This is a genomic window from Aeromonas sp. QDB14 (assembly GCF_027707845.1).
GTDB classification, from domain to species: domain Bacteria; phylum Pseudomonadota; class Gammaproteobacteria; order Enterobacterales; family Aeromonadaceae; genus Aeromonas; species Aeromonas caviae.
Map to the genome: position 1 here is coordinate 1 of NZ_JAPCJD010000065.1, position 24,293 is coordinate 24,293.

At 62.1% G+C, this 24,293-nt stretch carries 22 protein-coding genes; 4 read left to right on the plus strand and 18 right to left on the minus strand.

Annotated features, from left to right (window positions below):
* Nucleotides 1-196 precede the first annotated feature (196 nt).
* The 5 genes from fre to trxA all read right to left on the minus strand — a co-directional run bounded on the left by fre (nucleotide 197) and on the right by trxA (nucleotide 5,467).
* On the minus strand, nucleotides 197-895 hold the full coding sequence (fre, locus tag PG887_RS17250) for an NAD(P)H-flavin reductase (RefSeq protein ID WP_010672373.1): 699 nt from the start codon (nucleotides 893-895) through the stop codon (nucleotides 197-199).
* A gap of 155 nt (nucleotides 896-1,050) precedes the next feature.
* On the minus strand, nucleotides 1,051-2,520 hold the full coding sequence (gene ubiD / locus PG887_RS17255; RefSeq protein ID WP_010672372.1) for a 4-hydroxy-3-polyprenylbenzoate decarboxylase: 1,470 nt from the start codon (nucleotides 2,518-2,520) through the stop codon (nucleotides 1,051-1,053).
* A gap of 33 nt (nucleotides 2,521-2,553) precedes the next feature.
* Nucleotides 2,554-3,561 carry a hypothetical protein gene (locus PG887_RS17260; protein WP_270822398.1) on the minus strand — a complete coding sequence of 336 codons (1,008 nt, stop codon included), beginning with the start codon at nucleotides 3,559-3,561 and terminating at the stop codon, nucleotides 2,554-2,556.
* Nucleotides 3,562-3,667: 106 nt separating this feature from the next.
* The gene (gene rho, locus PG887_RS17265) at nucleotides 3,668-4,933 is read right to left on the minus strand and encodes a transcription termination factor Rho (protein WP_010672370.1); all 1,266 of its coding nucleotides are present in this window, start codon (nucleotides 4,931-4,933) and stop codon (nucleotides 3,668-3,670) included.
* A 207-nt stretch (nucleotides 4,934-5,140) separates the two neighbouring features.
* On the minus strand, nucleotides 5,141-5,467 hold the full coding sequence (gene trxA / locus PG887_RS17270; RefSeq protein WP_010672369.1) for a thioredoxin TrxA: 327 nt from the start codon (nucleotides 5,465-5,467) through the stop codon (nucleotides 5,141-5,143).
* 113 nt (nucleotides 5,468-5,580) lie between these two features.
* Between trxA and rhlB the strand changes: the two genes are divergently transcribed.
* The 4 genes from rhlB (at nucleotide 5,581) to PG887_RS17290 (ending at nucleotide 9,833) form a co-directional block, all read left to right on the plus strand.
* Nucleotides 5,581-6,870: an ATP-dependent RNA helicase RhlB gene (gene rhlB / locus PG887_RS17275; RefSeq protein WP_104455036.1), complete on the plus strand. Its 1,290-nt coding sequence runs from the start codon at nucleotides 5,581-5,583 to the stop codon at nucleotides 6,868-6,870.
* A gap of 13 nt (nucleotides 6,871-6,883) precedes the next feature.
* Nucleotides 6,884-8,374, plus strand: a complete 1,491-nt coding sequence (gppA, locus tag PG887_RS17280; protein WP_270822400.1) for a guanosine-5'-triphosphate,3'-diphosphate diphosphatase — start codon at nucleotides 6,884-6,886, stop codon at nucleotides 8,372-8,374.
* A gap of 202 nt (nucleotides 8,375-8,576) precedes the next feature.
* On the plus strand, nucleotides 8,577-9,560 hold the full coding sequence (locus PG887_RS17285) for a DUF4382 domain-containing protein (protein WP_104455034.1): 984 nt from the start codon (nucleotides 8,577-8,579) through the stop codon (nucleotides 9,558-9,560).
* A gap of 30 nt (nucleotides 9,561-9,590) precedes the next feature.
* Complete coding sequence (locus tag PG887_RS17290; protein ID WP_104455033.1) at nucleotides 9,591-9,833, plus strand: Rho-binding antiterminator; 243 nt, start codon at nucleotides 9,591-9,593, stop codon at nucleotides 9,831-9,833.
* An 80-nt stretch (nucleotides 9,834-9,913) separates the two neighbouring features.
* On the opposite strand, the gene PG887_RS17295 is transcribed toward PG887_RS17290, so the two are convergent.
* From PG887_RS17295 to PG887_RS17355, 13 genes are all read right to left on the minus strand, one after another.
* Nucleotides 9,914-10,675 carry a class I SAM-dependent methyltransferase gene (locus PG887_RS17295; RefSeq protein ID WP_442866339.1) on the minus strand — a complete coding sequence of 254 codons (762 nt, stop codon included), beginning with the start codon at nucleotides 10,673-10,675 and terminating at the stop codon, nucleotides 9,914-9,916.
* A 51-nt stretch (nucleotides 10,676-10,726) separates the two neighbouring features.
* Nucleotides 10,727-13,285: a putative bifunctional diguanylate cyclase/phosphodiesterase gene (locus PG887_RS17300; RefSeq protein ID WP_104455032.1), complete on the minus strand. Its 2,559-nt coding sequence runs from the start codon at nucleotides 13,283-13,285 to the stop codon at nucleotides 10,727-10,729.
* Nucleotides 13,286-13,519: 234 nt separating this feature from the next.
* Nucleotides 13,520-15,562 (minus strand): oligopeptidase A, encoded by a 2,043-nt coding sequence (gene prlC / locus PG887_RS17305; protein WP_270822401.1) that lies wholly within the window; start codon nucleotides 15,560-15,562, stop codon nucleotides 13,520-13,522.
* 221 nt (nucleotides 15,563-15,783) lie between these two features.
* Nucleotides 15,784-16,803, minus strand: coding sequence for a porphobilinogen synthase (gene hemB / locus PG887_RS17310; protein ID WP_039041081.1), 1,020 nt, complete (start codon nucleotides 16,801-16,803; stop codon nucleotides 15,784-15,786).
* 3 nt (nucleotides 16,804-16,806) lie between these two features.
* Nucleotides 16,807-17,592: a TatD family hydrolase gene (locus PG887_RS17315; protein WP_041212047.1), complete on the minus strand. Its 786-nt coding sequence runs from the start codon at nucleotides 17,590-17,592 to the stop codon at nucleotides 16,807-16,809.
* A 111-nt stretch (nucleotides 17,593-17,703) separates the two neighbouring features.
* A complete protein-coding gene (gene tatC / locus PG887_RS17320; protein WP_010672360.1) occupies nucleotides 17,704-18,456 on the minus strand; it encodes a twin-arginine translocase subunit TatC in 753 nt (250 codons plus the stop codon).
* Complete coding sequence (gene tatB / locus PG887_RS17325) at nucleotides 18,453-18,908, minus strand: Sec-independent protein translocase protein TatB (RefSeq protein ID WP_261999117.1); 456 nt, start codon at nucleotides 18,906-18,908, stop codon at nucleotides 18,453-18,455. The genes tatC and tatB overlap by 4 nt, the downstream gene beginning before the upstream one ends.
* 3 nt (nucleotides 18,909-18,911) lie before the next feature.
* Nucleotides 18,912-19,160, minus strand: coding sequence for a Sec-independent protein translocase subunit TatA (gene tatA / locus PG887_RS17330; RefSeq protein WP_010672358.1), 249 nt, complete (start codon nucleotides 19,158-19,160; stop codon nucleotides 18,912-18,914).
* 39 nt (nucleotides 19,161-19,199) lie between these two features.
* Complete coding sequence (gene ubiB / locus PG887_RS17335) at nucleotides 19,200-20,840, minus strand: ubiquinone biosynthesis regulatory protein kinase UbiB (RefSeq protein ID WP_041212050.1); 1,641 nt, start codon at nucleotides 20,838-20,840, stop codon at nucleotides 19,200-19,202.
* Nucleotides 20,840-21,448 (minus strand): ubiquinone biosynthesis accessory factor UbiJ, encoded by a 609-nt coding sequence (locus tag PG887_RS17340; RefSeq protein ID WP_048209347.1) that lies wholly within the window; start codon nucleotides 21,446-21,448, stop codon nucleotides 20,840-20,842. The genes ubiB and PG887_RS17340 overlap by 1 nt, the downstream gene beginning before the upstream one ends.
* Nucleotides 21,449-21,456: 8 nt before the next feature.
* Entirely contained in the window at nucleotides 21,457-22,209 is a 753-nt protein-coding gene (ubiE, locus tag PG887_RS17345) for a bifunctional demethylmenaquinone methyltransferase/2-methoxy-6-polyprenyl-1,4-benzoquinol methylase UbiE (RefSeq protein ID WP_039041078.1), read from the minus strand.
* 65 nt (nucleotides 22,210-22,274) lie between these two features.
* Nucleotides 22,275-22,652 (minus strand): fluoride efflux transporter CrcB, encoded by a 378-nt coding sequence (crcB, locus tag PG887_RS17350; RefSeq protein ID WP_010672354.1) that lies wholly within the window; start codon nucleotides 22,650-22,652, stop codon nucleotides 22,275-22,277.
* A gap of 87 nt (nucleotides 22,653-22,739) precedes the next feature.
* Nucleotides 22,740-24,005: a cytosine deaminase gene (locus tag PG887_RS17355; protein ID WP_103858686.1), complete on the minus strand. Its 1,266-nt coding sequence runs from the start codon at nucleotides 24,003-24,005 to the stop codon at nucleotides 22,740-22,742.
* Between the last annotated feature and the right edge of the window lie 288 nt (nucleotides 24,006-24,293).

A 24,293-nucleotide genomic window follows, 5' to 3' on the forward strand; every position in this document is an offset into this window, starting at 1 on the left:
CCGGAACCAGTGATTGGTTCCGGATTGTCCTACAGCAGAAGGATCGGTCAATGGATCCTTAACTGATCAGCATTGCAGCCAGGCTGGGGTTTGTCGTTTTTCACGTCTGCAAAGGGGGTGAGCCCGGTACGGGCTAGGTTACCCTCTTCCCCACCCCCTTCTCTCGCAAGACGATAAGGGGGCAGATTGGCCGTGGTCAGATAAACTCGTAGGCGTCGCCGAAGATGCGCTCGGGCTCGGCGCCCAGCACCTTGAACTCTTCCCGCGCGGCACCGGCCATCTCGAAGCGGCCCGCCACATAGATGTCGTAGTCATGCAGGCTGACGAAGTCATCCATGATAGCCTTGTGCACCAGCCCGGTCCTGCCGGTCCAGTCGCTCTCGGGCTCCTGCACCACGGGAATGAAGGTCAGCGGCGCGTAGTCGCGCTCCCACTGCTGCATCTGCTCCAGCTCGTAGAGCCAGTGCGCCTGGCGTACCCCCCAGTAGAGGAACACCGGACGCTTGCTGCCACTGCCGATCAGGTATTCCAGGATGGCGCGGGCATAGGAGAAGCCGGTGCCGCCCGCCATCAGGATCAGCGGTCGGGGGGATTCGTCGCGCAGGAACGCTTTGCCGGCGGCCAGCTCGACCTCGATCTCTCCCTGCTCGCGCATGCGGGCCAGCACCTGACCGGCATAGGCATTCTCGGGAGTGGCACCGATCTGCAGCTCCAGCACGCCGGAGCGGGTCGGCGAGTTGGCGATGGAGAAGGGGCGCTTGTCCGAATCGCTCATCACCACCAGCAGATACTGGCCCGGCTTGAAGCTCACCTCCTGCTGCGGCGCCAGCGCCACGTGCCAGATGGTGTCGACATATTCGCGCAGTTCCTCTACGCGGCACTTGATACGTTGCATTCTTGTCCTTGTGAGGGGCCTGCCCGGCCCGCTTCGCTCATGGTTTCACTGTTTTTATGGCGACCAGTTGGTGGTCAGGTCCGTCGAGCATACCCAATTCGGCACGGCAATACCGCACTTTTGCGTCACAATGGCCGCGCCGCATCGGGGATCCCTCAGTCGAGGATCTTCAGCTCGTCCCAGATGGCATCGATCTTCTGCTTTACCGCCTCGTCCTGGACGATGGGCTGCCCCCACTCCCGGTTGCTCTCCCCCGGCCACTTGTTGGTGGCATCCAGCCCCATCTTGGAGCCGAGCCCGGAGACCGGCGAGGCGAAGTCCAGGTAGTCGATGGGGGTGTGCTCGATCAGGGTGGTGTCCCTGGCCGGATCCATCCGGGTGGTGATGGCCCAGATCACGTCCTTCCAGTCCCGGGCGTTGATGTCGTCATCGCAGACGATCACGAACTTGGTGTACATGAACTGGCGCAGGAAGGACCAGACCCCCAGCATCACCCGCTTGGCGTGGCCAGGGTAACGCTTCTTGATGGTCACCACCGCCATCCGGTAGGAGCACCCCTCCGGCGGCAGGTAGAAATCCACGATCTCGGGGAACTGCTTCTGCAACAGCGGCACGAACACCTCGTTGAGCGCCACCCCGAGCACCGCCGGCTCATCGGGCGGACGGCCGGTGTAGGTGCTGTGGTAGATGGCATCCCGGCGCATGGTCATGTGGGTGATGGTGAAGACCGGGAACTCGTCCACTTCGTTGTAGTAGCCGGTGTGATCGCCGTAAGGCCCTTCGGGGGCCATCTCCCCCGGCTCCAGATAGCCTTCCAGCACGATCTCGGCGCTGGCGGGTACTTCCAGATCGCAGCTCAGCGCCTTCACCACCTCGGTACGGCTGCCCCGCAGCAGACCGGCAAAGGCGTATTCGGAGAGGCTGTCCGGCACCGGCGTCACCGCGCCCAGGATGGTCGCCGGATCGGCGCCCAGCGCCACCGCCACCGGGAAGCGTTCGCCCGGGTGGGCCTCCTGCCACTCGCGAAAATCGATGGCGCCGCCCCGATGATCCAGCCAGCGCATGATCAGCTTGTTCTTGCCGATCTTCTGCTGGCGATAGATGCCAAGGTTCTGCCGCTTCTTGTAGGGACCGCGGGTGATGGTCAGACCCCAGGTGACCAGGGGCGCCACATCCCCGGGCCAGCAGTGCTGGATGGGGATCTGATCCAGATCCACCGCGTCCCCTTCCAGCACCACCTGCTGACAGGGGGCCGAAGAGAGCCGCTTGGTCGGCATGTTGAGCACCTGCTTGAAGATGGGCAGCTTCTCCATCAGCTCCTTGAGCCCGCGAGGCGGCTCCGGCTCTTTCAGATAGGAGAGCCAGGTTCCCACCTGGCGCAGGGCGCTGACGTTGGGCTGGCCCATGCCCATGGCAACCCGGTCCGGCGTGCCGAACAGGTTGGTCAACACCGGCATGGTGTAGCCCTTGGGATTCTCAAACAGCAGAGCCGGGCCCCCCGCACGCAGGGTACGGTCGCTGATCTCGGTCATCTCCAGATAGGGGTCTATCTCGCGACTGATGCGCCTGAGCTGTCCGTTTTGTTCCAACTGCGCGATAAAATCACGCAAGTCCTTGTATTTCATGCAAGTACCCCAGCGGGATCAGGTGGTCCCGCATTATAACCCTGGCGGCGTATCCGGTGTACCCGTATCGGACCTCATGACGGACGAGGCGTGTCGCCGCTCCTCAAGCGTCAGCCGGTTTGCCAATTGACCCAGGAGCCTGGGCTCGTCCATCTGCAACAACAGGCCGGCCACCAGCCCGCCATACTGGTGCTTGCCGAGTTCGGCCAGGAGGAACTGCTGGGCCACGTCCGGCAAGGGGGAGAGGCGGCTGAGCTGGTGCAGGGCGGGGACCATCAGGCGGCTGTTCTGGCTGGCGGCGATCAGCAGATCGCTCGCCTCCTGCCCTGAATAAAAGCGGGAAATGGTGTGCAGTGCAGTCAGGCTATCGTGATCCACTGGCTGACGCCACAGCTTGAGGTAGAGTGCCGTCTCCCCGGTCTGTTCGATGAAGTGCAGCAGCAACTGGTTGTCCGGCAGGAAGAGATTGAGGGCGGCAAGCCGCTGCGCCTCCCGACGCAGCACGGATACCGGCTGCCGATCGAGCACCGCCAGCAGGGCCTGCTGCTGCTGTGCCAGCTCGGGATTGCGGCTGTAGTAGACCTGCTTGAAGTCGAAGCGATCCTGCTCCAGCAACTGGCGATAGTTGTCCTGCCAGGCCAGCTGCTGCCAGTGGCTCAGCACCAGCCGGGCCTCGGCGGGGAAGTCGTAGGCGGGTAGCTGCACCAGGAAACCGTCCACCTTCCCTTCCACCAGCCATTGTGGCGCCTTGGCCGCTTGTGCCCGCACCCAGGCCAGCAGCGCCGGGCTGGGTGCGCCCGATGACTTGAGCTCACCCAGCAACTGGAACAACAGGAACTCCCGCTGCCCCACCGACAGGGTCTCAAGCAACGAGTCCATGGCATCAAACTGCCCGAGCGCCATACGGCCGTCCAGGTACGCCCGATGCCCATCCAGTCCCTCGTCCGCCACCAGAGGAGCCTGCAATTGCGGCGGGGAATCGGCATGCACCGGGGCCGCCAGCCACAACCAACCCATCCATATGAACAACACCAGCTTCATGACGTCCCTTTCCTTGTGACATCGAGGCTTCATACTACTAAGCCAGCCGTGAAATAGATAAACAAAAACCGCGACCTGGGCCGCGGTTTTGTCATGGAAGAGGCTGTTACTTCTGTTGACGCTTCATGGAGTCGAAGAACTCGTCGTTGGTCTTGGTCGCAGCCAGCTTGTCGATGAGGAACTCGATGCTGTCGATCTCGCCCATGGGGTGAATGATCTTGCGCAAGATCCACATCTTCTGCAGCTCGTCCGGTGCGGTCAGCAGCTCTTCCTTGCGGGTGCCGGAGCGAGTGATGTCGATGGCCGGGTAGACGCGCTTCTCGGCAATCTTGCGCGAGAGGTGCAGTTCCATGTTGCCGGTACCCTTGAACTCTTCGTAGATGACTTCATCCATCTTGGAGCCGGTATCGATCAGCGCGGTGGCGATGATGGTCAGGCTGCCGCCCTCTTCGACGTTGCGCGCCGCACCGAAGAAACGCTTCGGACGGTGCAGGGCGTTGGCGTCCACACCACCGGTCAGCACCTTGCCGGAAGACGGGATGACGGTGTTGTAGGCGCGGGCCAGACGGGTGATGGAGTCCAGCAGGATCACCACATCCTTCTTGTGCTCGACCAGACGCTTGGCCTTCTCGATCACCATTTCGGCGACCTGGACGTGACGGGAGGCCGGCTCGTCGAAGGTGGAGGCGATGACTTCGCCCTTCACCATCCGCTGCATCTCGGTCACTTCTTCCGGACGCTCGTCAATCAGCAGCACGATCAGCTCACAATCCGGGTGGTTGTAGGCGATGCTCTGGGCGATGTTCTGCAGCAGCATGGTCTTACCGGCCTTGGGCGGTGCAACGATGAGACCGCGCTGGCCCTTGCCGATCGGGGATGCCAGATCCAGTACACGGGCGGTGATGTCTTCGGTGGAACCGTTGCCACGCTCCATGCGCAGACGCTCGTTGGCGTGCAGGGGAGTGAGGTTTTCAAACAGGATCTTGTTGCGGGAGTTTTCCGGACGGTCGTAGTTGACGTCGTTGACCTTGAGCAGGGCGAAATAGCGCTCGCCCTCTTTCGGCGGCCGGATCTTGCCGGAGATGGTGTCGCCGGTACGCAGGTTGAAGCGGCGGATCTGGCTCGGGGAGACATAGATGTCATCCGGACCAGCGAGATAAGAGCCGTCTGCACTGCGCAGGAAACCGAAACCGTCGGTCAGGATTTCCAGCACACCGTCGCCAAAGATATCCTCGCCGCCCTTGGCGTGCGCCTTGAGGATTGCAAAGATAATGTCTTTCTTGTGCGCCCGAGCCAGATTTTCCAACCCCATGGATTCGCCAAGCTGGACCAGCTCGGACACAGGAGTGTTCTTAAGTTCAGTCAGATTCATAGTGGTGAAAGTCTGTAAGCAAGGATTGAAATGAGGAGACAGTCTGCTGGATTGATGCTGATCGGATTTGACTTGCCAGGCTGGTAGTTAAGCAAAGAGTCAGGCAAAAAGGTTAGCAAACGAGCGATAAACTAGCACCAATCAGGGTGAGCGTCTAGGTGATAAAACACAAGGAGCGCATTATTGCAATGCGCTCCTTCTTGATTATTACAGGTTGCCGTCCAGGAACTCTTTCAGTTGGGTCTTGGACAGGGCGCCGACCTTGGTCGCTGCCACTTCACCATTCTTGAACAGCAGCAGGGTCGGGATACCACGAATGCCGTACTTGGGCGGAGTGTCGGCGTTATGATCGATATTCAATTTCGCCACGGTCACGCGACCTTCATATTCCTGAGCAACTTCGTTCAGGATCGGGGCAATCATCTTGCACGGTCCACACCATTCGGCCCAGAAATCGACCAGAACAGGGCTGTCGGCGTTGATTACATCGGCCTCGAAGCTGGCATCGCTCAGCTGAACAATCTTGTCACTCATCTCCAACTCCAGTCAGTAATTAAGGCTTTATTGATGGTTCAACAAAGGCAATAGTTGCCCTATTTGAAATGATCCTGTTTATTATTGCAAGCCTAACCTGATAACCTACCGCCATGAGCAAAACACATCTAACGACCGAAAAATTCGCCCAAATGGGCCTCGAACCCGAAGTTCTGGCTGGTCTGGAATCAAAGGGATTTCACTATTGTACGCCCATCCAGGCACTGTCCCTGCCCCTGCTGGTTGAAGGTCATGACCTCGCCGGTCAGGCTCAGACGGGGACCGGCAAAACCCTGGCTTTCCTGGCGGCGACATTCAACTATTTGCTGACCCATCCGCTGACCAGGCCGCGCCTCGTCAACCAGCCCCGCGCCATCATCATGGCCCCGACCCGGGAGCTGGCCGTCCAGATCTATAACGATGCAGAGAGCATGTCAGCCTCCACCGGGCTCAAGCTCGGTCTCGCCTATGGTGGCGAAGGCTACGACAAGCAGCTGGCCGTGCTGGAACAGGGCGTCGACATCCTGATCGGCACCACCGGCCGCATCATCGACTACTTCAAGTCCAAGGTCATCGATCTCGGCAACATCCAGGTCGTGGTACTGGACGAAGCGGATCGCATGTTCGATCTGGGCTTCATCAAGGACATCCGTTTCCTGTTCCGCCGCATGCCCCCCGCCACCGAGCGTATGAGCATGCTGTTCTCCGCCACCCTCTCCCTGCGGGTGCAGGAGCTAGCCTATGAACACATGAACCACCCGGAACATGTGCAGGTCGAACCGGAACAGATGACCGGCGTGCGGATCAAGGAGGAGCTCTTCTACCCCTCCAACGAAGACAAGATGTTGCTGCTGCTCTCCCTGATGGAAGAGGAGTGGCCCGAGAAAGCCATCGTCTTCGCCAACACCAAGCACGTCTGTGAAGACGTTCATGCGTGGCTGGAGAACGACGGCCACCGCGTCGGCCTGCTGACCGGCGACGTGCCGCAGAAGAAGCGGATGAAGATCCTGGAAGAGTTCACCAAGGGCACCCTGGATATCCTGGTCGCCACCGACGTGGCCGCCCGTGGTCTGCACATCCCCGACGTGACTCACGTCTTCAACTACGACCTGCCCGACGATGCCGAAGACTATGTCCACCGCATCGGTCGTACCGGCCGCGCCGGCAAAAGCGGTCACTCCATCAGCCTGGCCTGTGAAGACTATGCCTTCAACCTGCCGGCCATCGAGGAGTACATCCACCACCCCATCCCGGTCAGCAAGTATGACCGCGAGGCGCTGCTGGATGACGTCACCGCACCAAAACGGGTGTTCCGCAACCGCCAGCCGGTGAACCGCAACATGCGGGATCGCCAGGGCGGTGGCAACAGCAACAACCGTCGTCGTCCCCCCCGCAAGAACTGAGGGATCGGCCAAGTTGCACAACTCGCCTCTCTATGCCGCCATCGACCTCGGCTCCAACAGCTTTCACATGCTGGTGGTGCGCGAGGTCGCCGGTGCCCTGCGCACCGTCACCAAGGTCAAACGCAAGGTACGCCTCGCCGCCGGCCTCGATGCCGATTTTCGCCTCAACCGTGCCGCCATGGAGCGGGGCTGGGATTGTCTGCGCCTCTTCTCCGAGCAGTTGCAGGACATCCCGTCCGACAATATCCGGGTAGTGGGCACCGCCACCCTGCGCCTGGCCACCAACGTCTACGAATTCATCAGCGAAGCGGAACGGGTGCTCAACCACAGCATCGAGATCATCTCGGGCGAGGAAGAAGCCAAGACCATCTATGAAGGTGTCTCCTGGACGTCGGCAGGGGAAGGCAACCGGCTGGTAATCGACATCGGCGGCGCCAGCACCGAGCTGGTGATCGGCGAGCAGAGCGAAGCCAAGCTGCTCAACAGCCTGCACATGGGCTGCGTCACCTGGCTCAACAACCACTTCGGTGATGGCGAGCTCTCCGAGACGCGCTTCAACCAGGCCATTGCCGCCGCCAAGGCGGTACTGGAGAAAGTGGCTGCGGACTACCGTGTCCTCGGCTGGCGCACCTGCGTCGGCGCCTCCGGCACCGTCCAGGCGCTGCAGGAGATCATGCTGGCCCAGGGCAAGAGCGAGCGGGTCACCCTGCCCAAGTTGCAAGAGCTGATGGGTCAGGCCATCGCCTGCGGCAGAGTCGATCAGTTGCAGCTCGAAGGGCTGGCGGCCGAACGGCTGACCGTGTTCCCCTCCGGTCTCGCCATCCTGATCGCCATCTTCGAGACCCTCGACATCGAGAGCATGACCCTGGCGGGCGGTGCCCTGCGTGAAGGACTCATCTACGGCCTGCTCGGCAACAATCACGACTGTGATGCCCGGGATCGCACCGCCGACAGCCTGATCAGCCGCTACCAGCTGGACAAGGAGCACGCCGAGCGGGTGCGCGACACCGCCATCCAGGCCTTCACCCAGCTGCAGCCGGCCTGGCGCCTCTCCAAGCGCTACGGTCGCCCGATCCTGCGCTATGCGGCCCTGCTGCACGAAATTGGTCTGTGCATCGAGTACAAGAAGGCGCCGCAACACGCCGCTTACATCATCGACAACATCGACATGCCGGGCTTCACCCCGGCCCAGAAGAAGCTGCTGTCGGCCCTGCTGCTCAACCAGCGGGACGACTTCAAGCTGGAGCCGCTGGAGAAACAGGGAGCCGTGACGGCTCGCCAGGCGATCCGGCTGGCCCGCATCCTGCGCATCTCCCTGATCCTCTGCATGCGCCGCACCCAGGGTACAGTGCCCCAGTTCATGCTGCAGGCCGATGAGGATGCCCTGACCCTGACCCTGCCCAGGGGCTGGCTGGACGAGCACTACCTGCGGGCCAGCGAGCTGCGCCTGGAAGTGGAGCGTCAGCAGAAGATGGGCTGGTCCACCCGCCTGCTGGAAGCCTGAACGGGCGCCCTGCGCCCGCTTCGCTTCTTTTCCCGCCCGTTCCGACAATCCCTTTCGCAGCCATCATTGGCGCCATTCAACGCCTTACCGTTGATTTTATTGTACTTTCAACCCAATTCCGGTTCTCCGCTCCCCCCTGCCATCTCGCCTGTGCCAGCGGCTCGGCTAGAGTTGAGTTGTCTCTCTCACAGGAACGGAAACCATGAAACATTTACCCCTGATAGCCCTGACTGCCCTGCTGACCGCCTGCGGTGGCGGCAGTGACGACAACAGCCAGCAGAATGCCGAGATGTCCCTGGCCTTCTCCGATGCCCCGGTGGATTCGGTCAGCAAGGTCTGCATCGCCGTCTCCAACATCAGCATCCACCCCGTCTCGGGGAGCGAGCTGGCCTGGACCACCGCCAGCTTCCTGACATCGGCCCAGGACGATGGCTGCACGCCGACGGGAGAGATCATCCCTCTGGACGCCTCAGGCCACCCCCTGTTCACCTATATCGATCTGCTGAAATACCCGGGCTCCAGCAGCCGCCCCCTGCTGGCCAGCCAGAGCGTGGTCCCCGGCGACTACAGCCAGATGCGGCTGCGGATCCTGGATGGCCGGGATGCAGGCAATCAATTCCCGGATGGCACACCCTACTCCTACGTCCTGCAGGATGACAGCGTGATCAAGCCGCTGGAGGTGCCGAGCAACGAGCTCAAGCTGGATGCCTTCACCATAGCCGCCAACGGCCTCAGCGCCTTCACCACAGAGTTCGACCTGCGCCACTCCATGGTGCTGCCGGGCCACGAGGAGCATTACAAGCTCAAGCCCAGAGGGGTGCGACTGGTGAACAACACCGAGGTCGCCACCGTCAGGGGCACGGTGGCGGCAGGGCTTTGCGGCGGCCAGCTCACCGACAAGGCCTTCGTCTACTTCTACGACGAACTGCGCCCTGTGGGAGATGACGCCTATCCCGACATGGCCGACCTCGACAACGGCTTCTACGCCAGCGCCCCCGTCGTTCCCCTGACGGGTGGTGGTTACGGCTACGAGCTGGGCTTCGTCAACCTCGGCAGCTACGACATGGTGCTGGTCTGCAACGGCGACGAGGATGATCCCGAGCTGGCCAACGACCCGCTGCAGCTGGAGCAGGTGCTGAAGGCGCAGCCGGTGACGGCCCCGACCACCAGCATCAATTTCCAGTGACGGGCCTGGGGCCGAGGTAGGAGAAGCACCATGACAGGGTATCAACCCATCAGTTGCGACCTCTACGACTGGCTCGAGATCGCCGCCCGCTGGCAGCTGCCGGTCACCCTCACCGGTCGGGACGGCCGCCTGTGGGCAGACAGGATCCGCACCATCGAGGCCAGAGAAGGCGTCGAGTACCTGCTATTGCAAGGCGGCGAGCGCCTCAGCCTGGCGGATCTGGCGAGTCTGGAGCTGCTCTGGCAGGGGGAAGAGAAGCGGATCCGCTTCTAGCCGCCGAGTGCGAACAACGAAAGAGGGCCCGCGCTGCGGGCCCTCTTGCTATCTGACACCTTGCCTCAAGCGCGCTCGATTCAGCCTGCCGCCAGCGCCGCCATCACATAGACGTCGAAGCGGTTGCTCTTGGTCTCGATGGCCATGCTCGGCTTCTGCTCGTTGAGCCAGCCCGCGTAGTCCGGCCGCTTCACCACCACCCGTTTCTCCGCCATCCTGAGCGCCGCCGGCAGCAAGGCGTCGGCGTCCAGATCGGCCCCCACCAGGGACTGGAACACCCGCATCTCTTTTTTCACCAGCGCCGACTTCTGCTTGTGGGGGAACATGGGATCCAGGTAGATGACCTCGGGCCGTTCGGTCAGCGCCAGCAGGGTCTCCACCGCCGGCCCGTGCAGCAGCTGCATCCGCTCGCGCACCCAGGGGCCTATCTCGGGATCCTGGCCCGCCCGCGCCAGGCCGTCCTGCAGCAGGGCCGCCACCACGGGGCTGCGCTCGATCAGGGTCACCCTGCAGCCGAGGGAGGCGAGCACGAAGGCGTCACGGCCGAGCCCGGCGGTGGCGTCCACCACGGTCGGCATGGCCCCCGACTTCAGCCCCACCGCCTTGGCGATGGACTGGCCGCGACCACCGCCGAACTTGCGGCGATGGGCCACCACCCCTTCGATGAAGTCCACATAGACAGCCCCCAGCTTGGGCTCGTCCAGCTTGCGCAGCTCCAGCCGTGCCTCGGTCAGCACCAGCGCGAAGGGGGCCGGAAACTCCACCCCGGCCAGCCGCAGCCGCAGGGCGTCGAGCTCGCCATCGCGGGCGGGGACTTCACTGAAAACCTGAATATGGGGCATAACACGGACTCATCACGGCGCAGGAGCCGGCATGATAGCAGAAGCGGGAGATCAGCTCACCGTGGTCAGGTTCATCCCCTGACGGTTGAGGCCCAGGTACTCCACCAGATCGTCATAGGGCAGCGGACGGCTGAGCAGGTAGCCCTGGGTGAAGGCACAGCCCTTCAGGCAGAGGAAGTTCAGCTGCTCCCGGGTCTCCACCCCTTCGATCACCACCTGCATGCCGAGGTTGTGCACTATGTTGATGATGCCGTCGAGCAGCAGCCTGTCCTGCTCGTTGAAGGGGATGTGGCGCACGAAGGAGCGGTCGATCTTCACCAGATCCACCGGGAAGGTGCGCAGGTAGTTGAGGGCCGAGTAGCCGGTGCCGAAGTCGTCGATGGCCAGCTTGCAGCCCGCCTCGCGCAGGGCATCGATCCGCACCCTGTGCTGATCGCTGGTCTCCATCAGCAGGGACTCGGTGATTTCGATGATGATGTCCGCCGGGTCCAGGTTGAAGTGACGGATCACCCTGAGCCACTCGTTGGCCTCCGGGTCTATGGTCTGGAACTCCAGGGTGGAGCGGTTGATGGACATCTGCAGATCCGGGAAGCCGGACTGCTGCAATCTGGCCAGATCCCGGCAAGACTGCCACAGCACCAGGGCACCCAGCCCCTGGATGAGCCCCGCCTCTTCCGCCAGCGGGATGAAATCCGCCGGTGAGACCTGACCCCAGTGGGGGTGATACCAGCGCACCAGGGCCTCCAGCTTGGCGACCCGGCCGCTGCGGTTGTCCCAGATGGGCTGGTAGGCCATGGTCAGCTGGCCCAGCTTGATGGCCTCCGCCAGATCGTGCTGCATCTGGTGGCGCTGGCTCACCTCTTCCCGCATGGAGGCGTTGTAGGTGCCGAGGGGGCGTCCCTGGCGCTTGGCGACGAACAGGGCCTGCTCGGCATTGCGCAAGAGCTCGTCGCTGTCGCCGCCGTCATTGGGACAGAGGGTGATCCCCAGGGTGGCGGTCACATAGAGGTGCTGGTTGGCCAGCATGAAGGGACGGGCAAAACCGCCGATCACCTGCTTGGCAAACACCTCGGCCTGACGGCGGTTGACGATGCCGGGCACCAGGAAGGCAAACTCGTCGCCGCCGATGCGGGCCACTAGGTCCTCGGTGCGCACCCGGCTCACCAGCCGATCCGATACTTCCCGCAGCAGGGCGTCGCCCACATGGTGATCCATGCTGTTGTTGACCGCCTTGAAGTTGTTGAGGTCGAGCACCATGAGGGCGAAGCGCTCCCCCCGCTCGCAGAAGCGGGCCAGACAGCGACCGAACAGCCAGCGGTTGGGCAGGCCGGTGAGGTTGTCGTAGTTGGCCTGGGCGGCGATCTTCTGCTCCGCCAGCTTGGTCTGGGAAAGATCGCTGAAGATGGCGATGTACTGACTGATCTTGCCCCCTTCCCGCACGGCGCTGATCATCAGCTGCTGGGGATAGAGCTTGCCGTTCTTGCGCTTGTTCCACACCTCCCCACGCCAGATCCCCACCCGCTCCAGGGCGTGGTACATGTCCGCATAGAAGGTCTGATCGTGCAGTCCGGACTTGAGCATGCTGGGCCGCTGGCCACACGCCTCCTCCTCGCTGTAACCGGTGATCTTCTCGAAGGCCGGATTGACCGAGATGATGCGACTGTCGGCATCGCACACCAGAATGGCTTCGGAGAGGTTGTCATAGACCCGGTGGGAGAGCTTGAGCTGCTCCGCATGGCGCCTGATGGGATCGATGTTCTCCAGCACCACCATGAGATAGTCGGGGTGCATCTGCTCGTTGCGGATCAGGGTCACCGTCACCCGTCCCCACAGGACGGTCCCATCCCGATGGAGATAACGCTTCTCCTGGGTAAACGCGGGACGCTCCCCCCGCTTGAGGGCGTCGTAGAGCGCAATGCTGGTCTGCCAGTCGTCCGGATGGTTGATTTCGGCGACGGTGAGCTGTTGCAGCTCCTCCTGGCTGTAGCCGAGCATCTTCTCGATGGCCGGGTTCGCCCAGAGGATCTTGCCGCCCAGATCCACCTTGCCGATGCCCACGGGCGCATGGGACATCATGGTGTCCAGGAAGTGGTGATGTTCCGGTTGCGCCGGCTGCTCCTGGCTCTGGCGCTGCTGATACATCAGCGCCAGTTCACGACCGGCGAGCGGGGCCAGCAGACGCAGCAGGCCCACTATCTTCTCCATTCTCGGCATGGCCCGCTTGAACATGACGCTGCACAGGCCGATGGTCTCTCCCTCGGCGTTCTTGAGCGCGACGCCGGCATAGGCTCTCACCTCGCAGCGCTCCAGCACGGCGGCGTGGGGGAACAGCTGGCGGGTGCGATCACTGAACCAGGCTTCACCCTGTTGCATGGCGATCTCCCCCGGAGTGTCGGCGAGGGGGAAGCTGTAGGAGTTGATGTCGAGGGAGGCGGGATAGGCGGCATGCACGGTAAAGAACAGACCCGCCTGATCCTTGCCGGACACCAGGACGAAGTCAGCCCCCACCGCGTTGGCGATTTCACTCACAAAGGCATCAAAATATCCCTGACCACTCGAATGAGACAGGCTGGAGATGATTTGATAGATAGACTCGAGTGCTCGCCTCATGGCAAGGTTCTTTCTCTCCCTGGAAGGTAGAACCCGACTCTACTGAAGAGGCGGGGACAGTGCAAACATGCACTCCGCAAGATATTAAAAAGGCTTGGAAAAAGGGACCAAAAGGTCCCTTTTTCTATCAAAAATCACGTTTCGATCCCACTATGCCGCAAATGTGTACCTGCTTGAAGCTCCCGCAGTGGCGCGGCAGCTCATCCAATCGAGGCTCACTGTGGCGGCGGGACCTCACGCGGCGATACCGCTGTGACGCAGCAGCGCATCCACCTGGGGCTCCCGGCCACGGAAGACACGGAACAGCTCCATCGGCTCCCTGGAGCCGCCCTTTTCCAGAATGTTCTTCAGGAAGGAGTGGCCCGTGGCCGGGTTGAAGATCCCCTCCTCCTCGAAGCGGGAGAAGGCGTCGGCAGAGAGTACCTCGGCCCACTTGTAGCTGTAGTAGCCCGCCGCGTAGCCGCCCGCGAAGATGTGGGAGAAGCTGTGCTGGAAGCGGTTGAACGCCGGAGGCGTCATCACGGCGACCTGGCTGCGCACCTCATCCAGCAGCGCAGGGATCTGATCCGCGCTGGCCGGGTCAAACTCCTGGTGCAGACGGAAGTCGAACAGGGCGAACTCCAGCTGGCGCAGCATCTGCATCGCCGCCTGGAAGTTGCGGGCGGTCAGCATCTTCTCCAGCAGATCAGCGGGCAGCGGCTCCCCGGTCTCGTAATGGCCGGAGATGAAGGCCAGCGCCTCGGATTCCCAGCACCAGTTCTCGAGGAACTGGCTAGGCAGCTCCACCGCATCCCAGGCCACGCCGTTGATGCCGGCCACACCGGCCACATCGATGCGGGTCAGCATGTGGTGAATGCCGTGGCCGAACTCGTGGAACAGGGTGACCACTTCGTTGTGGGTGAACAGGGCCGGTTTGCCGTCCACCGGGCCGTTGAAGTTGCAGGTCAGGTAGGCCACCGGCTTTTGCAGGGAGCCGTCCTGACGGTAGCGGCGACCCAGGCAGACATCCATCCAGGCGCCGCCCTGCTTGTGCTCGCGGGCATAGAGATCCAGGTAGAAGCTGCCGCGCAGCTCGTCATCGGCGTCAAAGATGTCGTAGAAGCGCACGTCCGGGTGCCAGGTGTCGATGCCGAGACGCTCGCGCACCTTCATGCCGAACACCCGCTTGACCACCTCGAACAGCCCCTTCACGACCCGACCGGCGGGGAAGTAGGGACGCAACTGCTCATCAGAGACCGAAAACTTGTGCTGTTTGAGCTTTTCTGCGTAATAGGCAAGATCCCAGGCCGCCAGTTCGTCCTGACCGTGCTGCTCGGCGGCAAAGGCGCGGATCTCCTCCAGCTCCGCCTTGCCTTGGGGCAGGGACTTGGCAGCCAGGTCGGTGAGGAAGTCCACCACCTGCTCCGGCTTGTCCGCCATCTTGGTCGCGAGGGAGAGCTCGGCATAGTTGGCAAAGCCCAGCAGTCGGGCCAGCTCCCGGCGCAGGGTGAGCAACTCGGTCATGATGGCGGAGTTGTCCCACTTGCCGGCGTTGGGGCCCTGGTCGGAGGCGCGGGTGGTGAAGGCCTCATACAGCTCGGCACGCAGGGCGCGGCTGTCGGCGTACATCATCACCGGCAGGTAGGAGGGGATGTCCAGGGTGAACAGCCACCCCTCCTTGCCCTTGAGTTCGGCCATCTGGCGCGCGGCAGCCTGGGCGCTCGCGGGCAGACCGGCCAGCTCGGCCTCGTCGGTCACCAGCTTGTACCAGCCCTGGGTCGCGTCCAGCACGTTGTTGCTGAAACGGGAGGCGAGCTCCGAGAGGCGGGCCTGGATCTCGCCGTAGCGCTGCTGCGCCTCGGCAGGTAGACCGATGCCGGAGAGGCGAAAATCGCGCAGGGTGTTCAGGATCTCCTTGCGCTGGGCATCATCCAGCCGGGGGAAGTCATCGCTCTCGGAGAGGGCCAGATAGGCTTGATAGAGCCCTTCATGCTGACCGACATAGGTCTGGAATTCGGAAAGCAGCGGCAGGCAGGCATCGTGAGCCGCTCGCAGCGCCTCGCTGTTCTGCACGGCATTGAGGTGGCTGATGGGGGACCAGATCCGGGAGAGGCGGTCGTTGACCTCTTCCAGCGGGGCGATCAGGCTGTCCCAGGTGTGAGGCTCCTTCTGGGCCAGCACATCCTCAATCTTCTGTTTGCAATCGGCGATGGCCTGCGTCACGGCAGGTTGCACCTGATCGGGCTGGATCTGGCTGAAGGGAGGCAGCGAGTCCATTGTCAGCAAAGGGTTAGTCATCTGCGGTACCTCTAAATGCTCTGCAGCCCCTGCCGTCCAGAAGCCTGCTTGGACCATCTAAGATGTAGGCAGAAACCCCATTTATCAAGCCTTTGCCGCCAAGAGACGGGCATGTTGCCCACTTTTTCAGGCATTTTGTTCATAAAACCAGCATTTCATCTACCAGAGACGACAATGCCGGCCCGAGGGCCGGCATTGTGAGGGCATGGACACTCCCCGCCTCAGCGTCGGGCGTCCTCTTTCAACCACTGGGCGACCCGCTTGGCGAAGTAGGTGAGGATGCCATCGGCCCCGGCCCGCTTGAAGCAGAGCAGGGATTCCATCACGCACTCCTTCTCCTTGAGCCAGCCATTCTGGATCGCCGCCATGTGCATGGCGTACTCGCCGCTCACCTGATAGGCGAAGGTCGGCACGCCGAACTGATCCTTCACCCGGCGGATGATGTCCAGGTAGGGCATGCCCGGCTTGACCATGACGCTGTCCGCCCCTTCGGCGATGTCGAGGGCCACTTCGTGCAGGGCTTCGTTGCCGTTGGCCGGATCCATCTGGTAGGTGGCCTTGTTGCTCTTGCCGAGGTTGGCGGCGGAGCCCACCGCATCGCGGAACGGGCCGTAGTAGTGGGAGGCGTACTTGGCGGAGTAGGCCATGATCTGCACGTTGACGAAGCCATTCTCCTCCAGCGCGGCGCGGATGGCACCGATGCGGCCGTCCATCATGTCGGACGGGGCCACCATGTCGGCCCCGGCGGCGGCATGGGAGAGCGCCTGCTTCACCAGGATCTCGGTGGTGATGTCGTTCTGCACATAGCCTTCGTCATCGATGATGCCGTCCTGGCCATGGGTGGTGAAGGGGTCGAGCGCCACATCGGTGATGACCCCGAGCTCCGGGAAGCGAGCCTTGAGGGCACGGGTTGCCCGCTGGGCCAGGGCATCCGGGTTGTAAGCCTCTTCCGCCATCAGACTCTTTCTCTCCAGCGGCGTCACCGGGAACAGGGCCACCGCCGGCACACCCAGGGCCACCAGTTCGGCGGCCTCTTCGAGCAGCAGATCGATGGAGAGCCTGTCCACCCCCGGCATGGAGGCAACGGCCTCTCGCTGACCCTCCCCCTCCAGCACGAACACGGGATAGATGAGATCGTCGACGGTCAGTACGTTCTCGCGCACCAGGCGGCGGCTGAAGTCATGTTTGCGCACCCGGCGCAGGCGACGGCCCGGGAAGGCCCCCGGAAGAGTTGTGGCCATGAATCACTCCAAAAGCGGAAGTTGGAAGAATGCGGCGGAGGTGGCCCGGGTATGGGCCAGCAAGGCCTCGGGCGCTTCACCACGGCAGGCCGCCACCACCTGGGCGATGTGCGGCAAAAAAGCGGGTTCGTTGCGTTTGGGCCTGGGTTTCAGATCCCGCGGCACTAGGTAGGGGGCGTCCGTCTCTATCATCAGGCGACCCGCCGGAATGCGGGCCACCTGCTCGCGCAGCAGCTGGCCACGGCGCTCGTCACAGAGCCAGCCGGTCACCCCGATATGCAGCCCCAGCGCCAGGCACTCGTCCAGCTCGGCGTCGGAGCCGGTGAAGCAGTGCAGCACGGCCCCCGGCAGGCGGGGCAACCAGGGGCGCAGGATCTCGACGAATTTGTCATGGGCATCGCGGCAGTGCAGAAACACCGGCATCCCGAGCTCGGCGGCGAGCGCCAGCTGGGCGTCAAACACCGCATCCTGCACCGGGCGGGGGGAGAAGTCCCGGTTGTAGTCGAGACCGCACTCGCCGATAGCCACCACCTGGGGCAGGGCCGCCAGTTCGCGCAGGGCGGGCAGGGTCGCCTCATCGACGCTTTTGGCATCATGGGGATGTACCCCGGCGGTGGAGAAGCAGTAACCGGGCCAGCGGGCGGCCAATGCGGCACTTTCGCGGCTGCCGGCCAGATCGGTGCCGGTCAGGATCAGGGCTTCCACCCCGGCGGCGCGCGCGCGTTCCACCAGGTCGGCTTGTTCGCCTGCGAACTGGCTGCTGGTCAGGTTCAAACCGATGTCGATCATGGAGTCAGGGGTTCCGGACAAACGAGGTGCATATCAGGCATTTGAAAACCATCTACTCGATGGGGCCTTACCATACGCCTCGAACGGATGCATGAAAAGAGGAAGGGAGCCTCAGCTCCCCTCTTCCGTTTGTTGCTGCTCTTCGTCCTCTTTCTTCACGTAGAAGCGGGCGAAGAACAGACCTATCTCCCACAGGCCCCACATGGGGATCGCGAGCAGGGTCTGGGAGAAGACATCGGGCGGCGTCAGCAACATGCCGACCACGAAGACCCCGACGATGACGTAGGGGCGCTTCTCCTTCAGGCTCCTGGGGGTGGTCACCCCGGTCCAGCAGAGCAGTATGGTGGCCACCGGGATCTCGAACGCCACCCCGAACGCGAAGAACAGGGTCAGCACGAAGTCCAGGTAGCTGGCGATGTCGGTCGCCACCGTCACCCCGGCGGGGGCGGTACTGGTGAAGAAGCCGAACACCAAGGGGAACACCACGTAGTAGGCGAACGCCATCCCCGCATAGAACAGCACGGCGCTGGAGGCCACCAGGGGCAGGATCAGCCGCCGTTCGTGCTGGTACAGACCGGGTGCGATGAAAGCCCAGGCCTGATAGAGCAGATAGGGGATCGCCACGAAGAAGGAGACCACCAGGGTCAGCTTGATGGGCGTGATGAAGGGCGTCGCCACATCCGTCGCTATCATGCTGGTGCCTGCCGGCAACTGGCTGAGCAGCGGCTGGGCCACGAAGTCGTAGATGTTGTTGGAGAAGTAGATGAGCGCGATGAACACCAGCAGGATGGCGGAGATCGCGCGCAGCAGACGGGTTCTCAGCTCCACCAGATGGCTGATGAGGGGTTGTTCTGCCTGACTCATGGCTTACCCTCCCCTTTGGCTGCGGACTCGCTGGCGGGCACAGGCTCGCTCTCTCGCTGACTGTTGACCGGTGGCACCTCTGGGGTGGGCGCCGGGGCCGCCACCGGAGTGGCTGGCTCAGCCTGGGCGAGCTCCCGAGGCGGGCGGATCTCGTTCTCCCCCTGATAGGGACGATTCACCGACTGGGCGGCCGCTTTTAACTGCTCGATGGACTCCTGCAGCTCGGGGCTCAGGTTGTTCATCTGCAACCGTTCGGCCTTCTTCAGGTCGTTGTGCAGATCCTGCAACTTGAGCTCCTGTTCCAGCTCGGCCTTGACCGAGTTGGCGGTGCTGCGGATCAGCCTTATCCAGTGGCTGGCGGTGCGGATCGCGACCGGCAACCGCTCGGGACCCAGCACCACCAGGGCGACGACGCCGATGACGACCAGCTCCCAAAAACCGATGTCGAACATGGCTTAGGCCTGATCTTTGTCTTTCTGCTTGGCGGCTTCGGCGTTGCTGGCCGTCTCGTTCAACTGCTTGGTCGGGAACTCGGCATCTTTCTGCTCGGGTTTGGTGTCGGCCGGCTCATCGGAGAGCGCCTTCTTGAACCCCTTGACCGCCGCGCCCAGATCGCCGCCGATACCGCGCAATTTCTTGGTGCCGAACAACAGCACGACGATGACTGCGATGATCAACAACTGCCAAATACTGATACCACCCATGACTTTCTCTCCGGATAGGCGCCCGATGGCGCAGGTTATTTAATGGGAACGGGTTCGCAACCAACCCAGCAGCCAGCATAACCCGGCGCCGGCGAGGCTGATTTGTCCCCACTCAATGTGTTGTTTCTGGGTCAGCAAGAATACACCCGCGAGCAGCAGGCTGGCTCCAACCCCTAAGAGGTAGCGAGCCTGCCCCTGACGGCGACTGTGGCGACGGAAATCGGCAAACATCTGGTCGAAGTGGTGCTGCTGATGGCGGGCCTGACGCAGGGTCTCGTAGACCAGCTCCGGCAGCTCCGGCAGTTTCTCCGCCCAGAACGGCGCCTTCTCCTTGATGGCATTCCACACCGCCTTGGGGCCGACCTGCTCGTGCATCCAGTTTTCCAGATAGGGCTTGGCGGTCTGCCACAAATCCAGCTGGGGATAGAGCTGGCGACCCAGCCCTTCCACATAGAGCAGGGTCTTTTGCAGCAGCACCAGCTGCGGCTGCACCTGCATGTTGAATCGACGGGCGGTGTTGAACAGATTGAGCAGCACGTGGCCGAAGGAGATCTCGGAGAGCGGTTTCTCGAAGATGGGCTCCAGCACGGTGCGGATGGCGAACTCGAACTCGTCCACCTTGGTATCGGGCGGTACCCAGCCTGACTCTACGTGCAGCTCGGCCACACGGCGGTAGTCGCGGTTGAAGAAGGCGAGGAAGTTCTCCGCCAGGTAGCGCTTGTCTTCCCGGTTGAGGGTGCCGACGATGCCGCAGTCGATGCCGATCCAGAGCGGATTCTCGGGGTGTTCGAAAGAGACGAAGATGTTGCCCGGGTGCATGTCGGCGTGGAAGAAGCTGTCGCGGAACACCTGGGTGAAGAACACCTCCACTCCGCGCTCGGCCAGCAGCTTCATGTTGGTGCCGTTGGCTTCCAGCGCGGCAATGTCGGAGACCGGAATGCCGTAGATACGCTCCATCACCAGCACCTGCTCACGGCAATGGTCCGTGAACACCTCGGGCACATAGAGCGCCTCGGAACCGGTGAAGTTGCGGCGCAGCTGGATGGCGTTGGCCGCTTCTCGCATCAGGTTGAGCTCGTCGAGTATGGTCTTGCGATACTCCTCCACCACCTCGACGGGGCGCAGTCGTCCGCTCTGGGGCACGAAACGGGCCACCAGACGAGCCAGGGCCTGCATCAGGCGCAGGTCGGCCTCGATGACCGGCTCGATATCGGGACGGATCACCTTGATGACGATCTCGCGGCCGTTCTCCTTCAACCGGGCGGTGTGCACCTGGGCGATGGAGGCGGATGCCAGCGGCGTCTCGTCGAACTCATCGAACAGAGTCTCGACGGGGCAACCCAGGCTCTCTTCTATCTGGCGACGGGCGGCCTGACCACAGAAGGGAGGCACCCTGTCCTGCAGCAGGGCCAGCTCTTCGGCAATGTCGGGGGGCAGCAGGTCTCGGCGGGTCGAGAGCATCTGGCCGAACTTGATGAAGATGGGGCCCAGGGCCTCGAAGGCGAGGCGAATACGGGCGCCACGGCTCATGCCTTGTTGCTTGTTCTTGAGCCAGAACAGACTGCGACGGGCCAGACGGCCAGGCCAGGGCTGATAACGGGCGGGCACCAGCTCGTCGATGCCCTGTTCCAGCAGGATGCTGACGATGCGATAGAGGCGTTTGAACTCCTTCGGGGTCATCAGCTCACCTGCTGTTCGAGGCGGGCAAGCCGCAACTCGATCGCCTTCATCTGTTGGGCCAGCTCTTCGACATCGTCATTGAAGCTCGCCACTTCCAGCGGACCCGGGGCAAGCCTCGCCTCCTCGGTCAGATACTCGGCCACTTGACGCTGGGAACGGCACAACTCTCGCCCCACAAAACGGCGAGCCTGACGGGCACCACTGCACAGGGTGTGGGCCACCACATCGCCGGTGTAGCGGGACAGCTCCTCTTCCCAGTCGATATCGAGCTCGCCAAGCAGGGCGCTGAATGCCTGCACCAGCTGGGGGTCACCGCTCAGGTCCAGCTTCTCCTCGCGGATGTAGCGGGTCAGGGCGGAAGGCTCCTTGAGCAGACCGAGGGCGGTCAGGGAGAGGCTCAGCACCGCATCCGCCTCCCCTTCAAACCTAGCCAGCACATCCAGACGGCGCTCCGAGAAGACAAACCAGAGCGGCTTGAGCTCGCGCAGCTCCAGTTTGAGTACCTTGCCCGTCAGCTTGCGCAGCCGCTCCGGGCTCTGTTTGTCCAGGGACAGCAACTGGTTGAGGCTGGTTTCGATCACTGCGGTGACCATGGCATCCATCGGCATAGGCGACCTTAAAACTTGTAACCGCGGTGCAGGGCAACCACGCCCTGGGTCAGGTTGTAAAACTCCACCTGTTCGAAACCGACATTCTCCATCATGCCTGCCAGGGTCTGCTGATCCGGGTGCATGCGGATGGATTCCGCCAGGTATTTGTAACTTTCGCTGTCGTTCGCGACGATTTCGCCCATTTTTGGCAGCAATTTGAAGGAGTAGAGATCATAAAGTTTGGCGATCACTTCGCTCACCGGCTTGGAGAACTCCAGCACCAGCAGGCGGCCACCCGGCTTGAGCACCCGGAACATGGAGGCAAGCGCCTTGTCCTTGTCGGTGACGTTGCGCAGGCCGAAGCCGATGGTGATGACATCGAAGTGGTTGTCCGGGAAGGGGAGCGCCTCGGCGTTGGCCTGCACGTAGGAGACGTTGTTGGCCACCCCCAGGTTGCGCAGTTTGTCGCGGCCCACTTTCAGCATGGAGTCGTTGATGTCCGCCAGGACCACCTGGCCGGTCTCACCCACGATGCGGGAGAACTTGGCGGTCAGATCCCCTGTGCCGCCAGCCAGATCCAGCACCTTCTGTCCTTTGCGGACACCGGAGCAGTCGATGGTAAAGCGCTTCCAGAGGCGATGGATGCCGAACGACATCAGATCGTTCATCAGATCATACTTGGCCGCTACCGAATGAAAGACACCGGCGACCAGGGTTTCCTTCTCGGTCGCTGCCACGGTTTTATAGCCAAAATGCGTAGTAGTAGTCTGTTCCGACATCCCTCAAATACCCATAGAGCAAAGAATGGCCGCCAGTTTACCAGAGCCGATGGCGTGCGGACACCTCAAACCCGGCTTGCGACCAACTGCATCCCCAGCACGACCATGGCCAGACAGAGGAACAGATTGAGACCGATATTGAGCAGCGCCTTCAGATAGGCCCCTTGCTGGGCCAGCACGACCGTATCGAGGGCAAAGGAGGAGAAGGTGGTCAAGGCGCCGAGGATACCCACCATCAGCAATGGCTTCATCGGGTGCTCCACCACGTGACCATGGCTGATCAGGGCATAGGCAATCCCCATGATGAAGGAACCCACCACGTTGACCACCAGGGTGCCATAGGGAAAGTGGCGTCCCAGCAGCCAGGCCATCAGCTCGGCGATGCCAAAACGCAGGCAGGCACCGAAGGCGCCTCCGGCAGCGACAAATAACCAGGTTTGCATCAAGCAGTCTCCAAGATTGTCAGGTTGGCATTATGCAAAATGTCGGCAGCAGGGGACAGCCGGGCAATTAATCGACCCTGCTAGACCCTAGCGGCGAAAGTCTACCGATTCTGCATTCACAAGATGGAGGGTCGTCTCGGCCGGGCGAGTATCGGCGATGACTCTGCCATGGCGGATGGAATAACGCACCGGCACTTGGCGGCGCACCGCATCGAAACCATTCTCTGCAGGAAGGATCAGCAGGTTGGCGGGCTTGCCCACCTCGATGCCGTAGCGATCCTGCACGTTCAGGGTGCGGGCGCTGTGGCTGCCGATCAGCTTGAGGCTGTCGTTGATCTGCTCGTAGCCCATGATCTGGCAGACATGGAGCCCCATATGCAGCACCTGCAACATGTTGGCCGTGCCCATGGGATACCAGGGATCGAACACGTCGTCGTGGCCGAAGCAGACGTTGATGTTCGCCTCCAGCATCTCCTTCACCCGGGTGATCCCACGACGCTTGGGATAGCTGTCGAAGCGCCCCTGCAGGTGAATGTTCACCAGCGGATTGGCCACGAAGTTGATGTCCGCCATCCTGAGCAGCCGGAACAGCCGCGAGGCATAGGCTCCGTTGTAGGAGTGCATGGCGGTGGTGTGGCTGGCGGTCACCCTATGGCCAATACCGCGCTCGTAGGCCAGGGTTGCCAGCGTCTCGATAAAACGGGACTGTTCGTCATCGATTTCGTCGCAATGCACATCCACCAGAACCTGATACTTCTCCGCAAGATCGAAGACGTAGTGCAGACTTTCGACCCCGTACTCCCGGGTAAACTCGAAATGGGGGATGGCACCGATCACGTCGGCCCCCAGCTTGAGAGCCTCTTCCAGCAATGCCTTGCCGTTGGGGTAGGAGAGGATCCCCTCCTGCGGAAAAGCGACGATCTGCAGCTCCACCCACTCCTTCATCTCCTCCCGCACCTCCAGCATCGCCTTCAAGGCGACCAGATTGGGGTCGGAAACATCCACGTGAGTCCGCACGAACTGGATGCCGTTGGCAATCTGCCATTTCAGTGTCTGGATGGCGCGTTGTTTCACATCCTCATGGGTCAGCAGCGCCTTGCGCTCGGCCCAACGCTCGATCCCCTCGAACAGGGTACCGGAGAAGTTCCAACTCGGCTCGCCAGCCGTCTGGGTGGTATCGAGGTGAATGTGCGGTTCGATAAAGGGGGGGATGACAAGGCCTTGCTCACCATCAAGCTCGCGGACAGAGAGCAGCTGAGTGCTCATGGGCTCAATGGCCCGGATCACGCCTCCCTGACAGAGGATTTGCCACATCCCTTCCCTGCCCGCCAGACGCACATTCCTAATCAGCATGTTCTTTCCCCTTCGAAAGCGTAGTTGTCTTTGCCAATCCACAACTTAGCCCGGATCCCTTTAATAGAGAAGCGCCGCCCGGAAAGCATACGGGATAGAAAGGGAAGATATCTCAGCAACAAGAAGGTGCGACATTGCAGGACTGCAATTTGCGATGGATGGCTGAAAGGCAGACACAAAAAAGCCTCCCGATTGGGAGACTTTCTTATTTAATGGTGCTGATACCCAGAATCGAACTGGGGACCTCATCCTTACCAAGGATGCGCTCTACCGACTGAGCCATATCAG

What these genes read in the sequence shown, in the direction of transcription:
- PG887_RS17295 (WP_442866339.1), bottom strand. Translation starts at nt 10,675, where the DNA reads ATGCCCCATATTCAGGTTTTCAGTGAAGTCCCCGCCCGCGATGGCGAG.
- ubiE (WP_039041078.1), bottom strand. Translation starts at nt 22,209, where the DNA reads ATGTCGGAACAGACTACTACTACGCATTTTGGCTATAAAACCGTGGCA.
- crcB (WP_010672354.1), bottom strand. Translation starts at nt 22,652, where the DNA reads ATGCAAACCTGGTTATTTGTCGCTGCCGGAGGCGCCTTCGGTGCCTGC.
- PG887_RS17355 (WP_103858686.1), bottom strand. Translation starts at nt 24,005, where the DNA reads ATGCTGATTAGGAATGTGCGTCTGGCGGGCAGGGAAGGGATGTGGCAA.
- rho (WP_010672370.1), bottom strand. Translation starts at nt 4,933, where the DNA reads ATGAATCTGACTGAACTTAAGAACACTCCTGTGTCCGAGCTGGTCCAG.
- tatC (WP_010672360.1), bottom strand. Translation starts at nt 18,456, where the DNA reads ATGAGTCAGGCAGAACAACCCCTCATCAGCCATCTGGTGGAGCTGAGA.
- rhlB (WP_104455036.1), top strand. Translation starts at nt 5,581, where the DNA reads ATGAGCAAAACACATCTAACGACCGAAAAATTCGCCCAAATGGGCCTC.
- tatB (WP_261999117.1), bottom strand. Translation starts at nt 18,908, where the DNA reads ATGTTCGACATCGGTTTTTGGGAGCTGGTCGTCATCGGCGTCGTCGCC.
- fre (WP_010672373.1), bottom strand. Translation starts at nt 895, where the DNA reads ATGCAACGTATCAAGTGCCGCGTAGAGGAACTGCGCGAATATGTCGAC.
- PG887_RS17290 (WP_104455033.1), top strand. Translation starts at nt 9,591, where the DNA reads ATGACAGGGTATCAACCCATCAGTTGCGACCTCTACGACTGGCTCGAG.
- tatA (WP_010672358.1), bottom strand. Translation starts at nt 19,160, where the DNA reads ATGGGTGGTATCAGTATTTGGCAGTTGTTGATCATCGCAGTCATCGTC.
- PG887_RS17260 (WP_270822398.1), bottom strand. Translation starts at nt 3,561, where the DNA reads ATGAAGCTGGTGTTGTTCATATGGATGGGTTGGTTGTGGCTGGCGGCC.
- hemB (WP_039041081.1), bottom strand. Translation starts at nt 16,803, where the DNA reads ATGGCCACAACTCTTCCGGGGGCCTTCCCGGGCCGTCGCCTGCGCCGG.
- ubiD (WP_010672372.1), bottom strand. Translation starts at nt 2,520, where the DNA reads ATGAAATACAAGGACTTGCGTGATTTTATCGCGCAGTTGGAACAAAAC.
- PG887_RS17315 (WP_041212047.1), bottom strand. Translation starts at nt 17,592, where the DNA reads ATGATCGACATCGGTTTGAACCTGACCAGCAGCCAGTTCGCAGGCGAA.
- trxA (WP_010672369.1), bottom strand. Translation starts at nt 5,467, where the DNA reads ATGAGTGACAAGATTGTTCAGCTGAGCGATGCCAGCTTCGAGGCCGAT.
- ubiB (WP_041212050.1), bottom strand. Translation starts at nt 20,840, where the DNA reads ATGACCCCGAAGGAGTTCAAACGCCTCTATCGCATCGTCAGCATCCTG.
- PG887_RS17300 (WP_104455032.1), bottom strand. Translation starts at nt 13,285, where the DNA reads ATGAGGCGAGCACTCGAGTCTATCTATCAAATCATCTCCAGCCTGTCT.
- prlC (WP_270822401.1), bottom strand. Translation starts at nt 15,562, where the DNA reads ATGACTAACCCTTTGCTGACAATGGACTCGCTGCCTCCCTTCAGCCAG.
- PG887_RS17285 (WP_104455034.1), top strand. Translation starts at nt 8,577, where the DNA reads ATGAAACATTTACCCCTGATAGCCCTGACTGCCCTGCTGACCGCCTGC.
- PG887_RS17340 (WP_048209347.1), bottom strand. Translation starts at nt 21,448, where the DNA reads ATGCCGATGGATGCCATGGTCACCGCAGTGATCGAAACCAGCCTCAAC.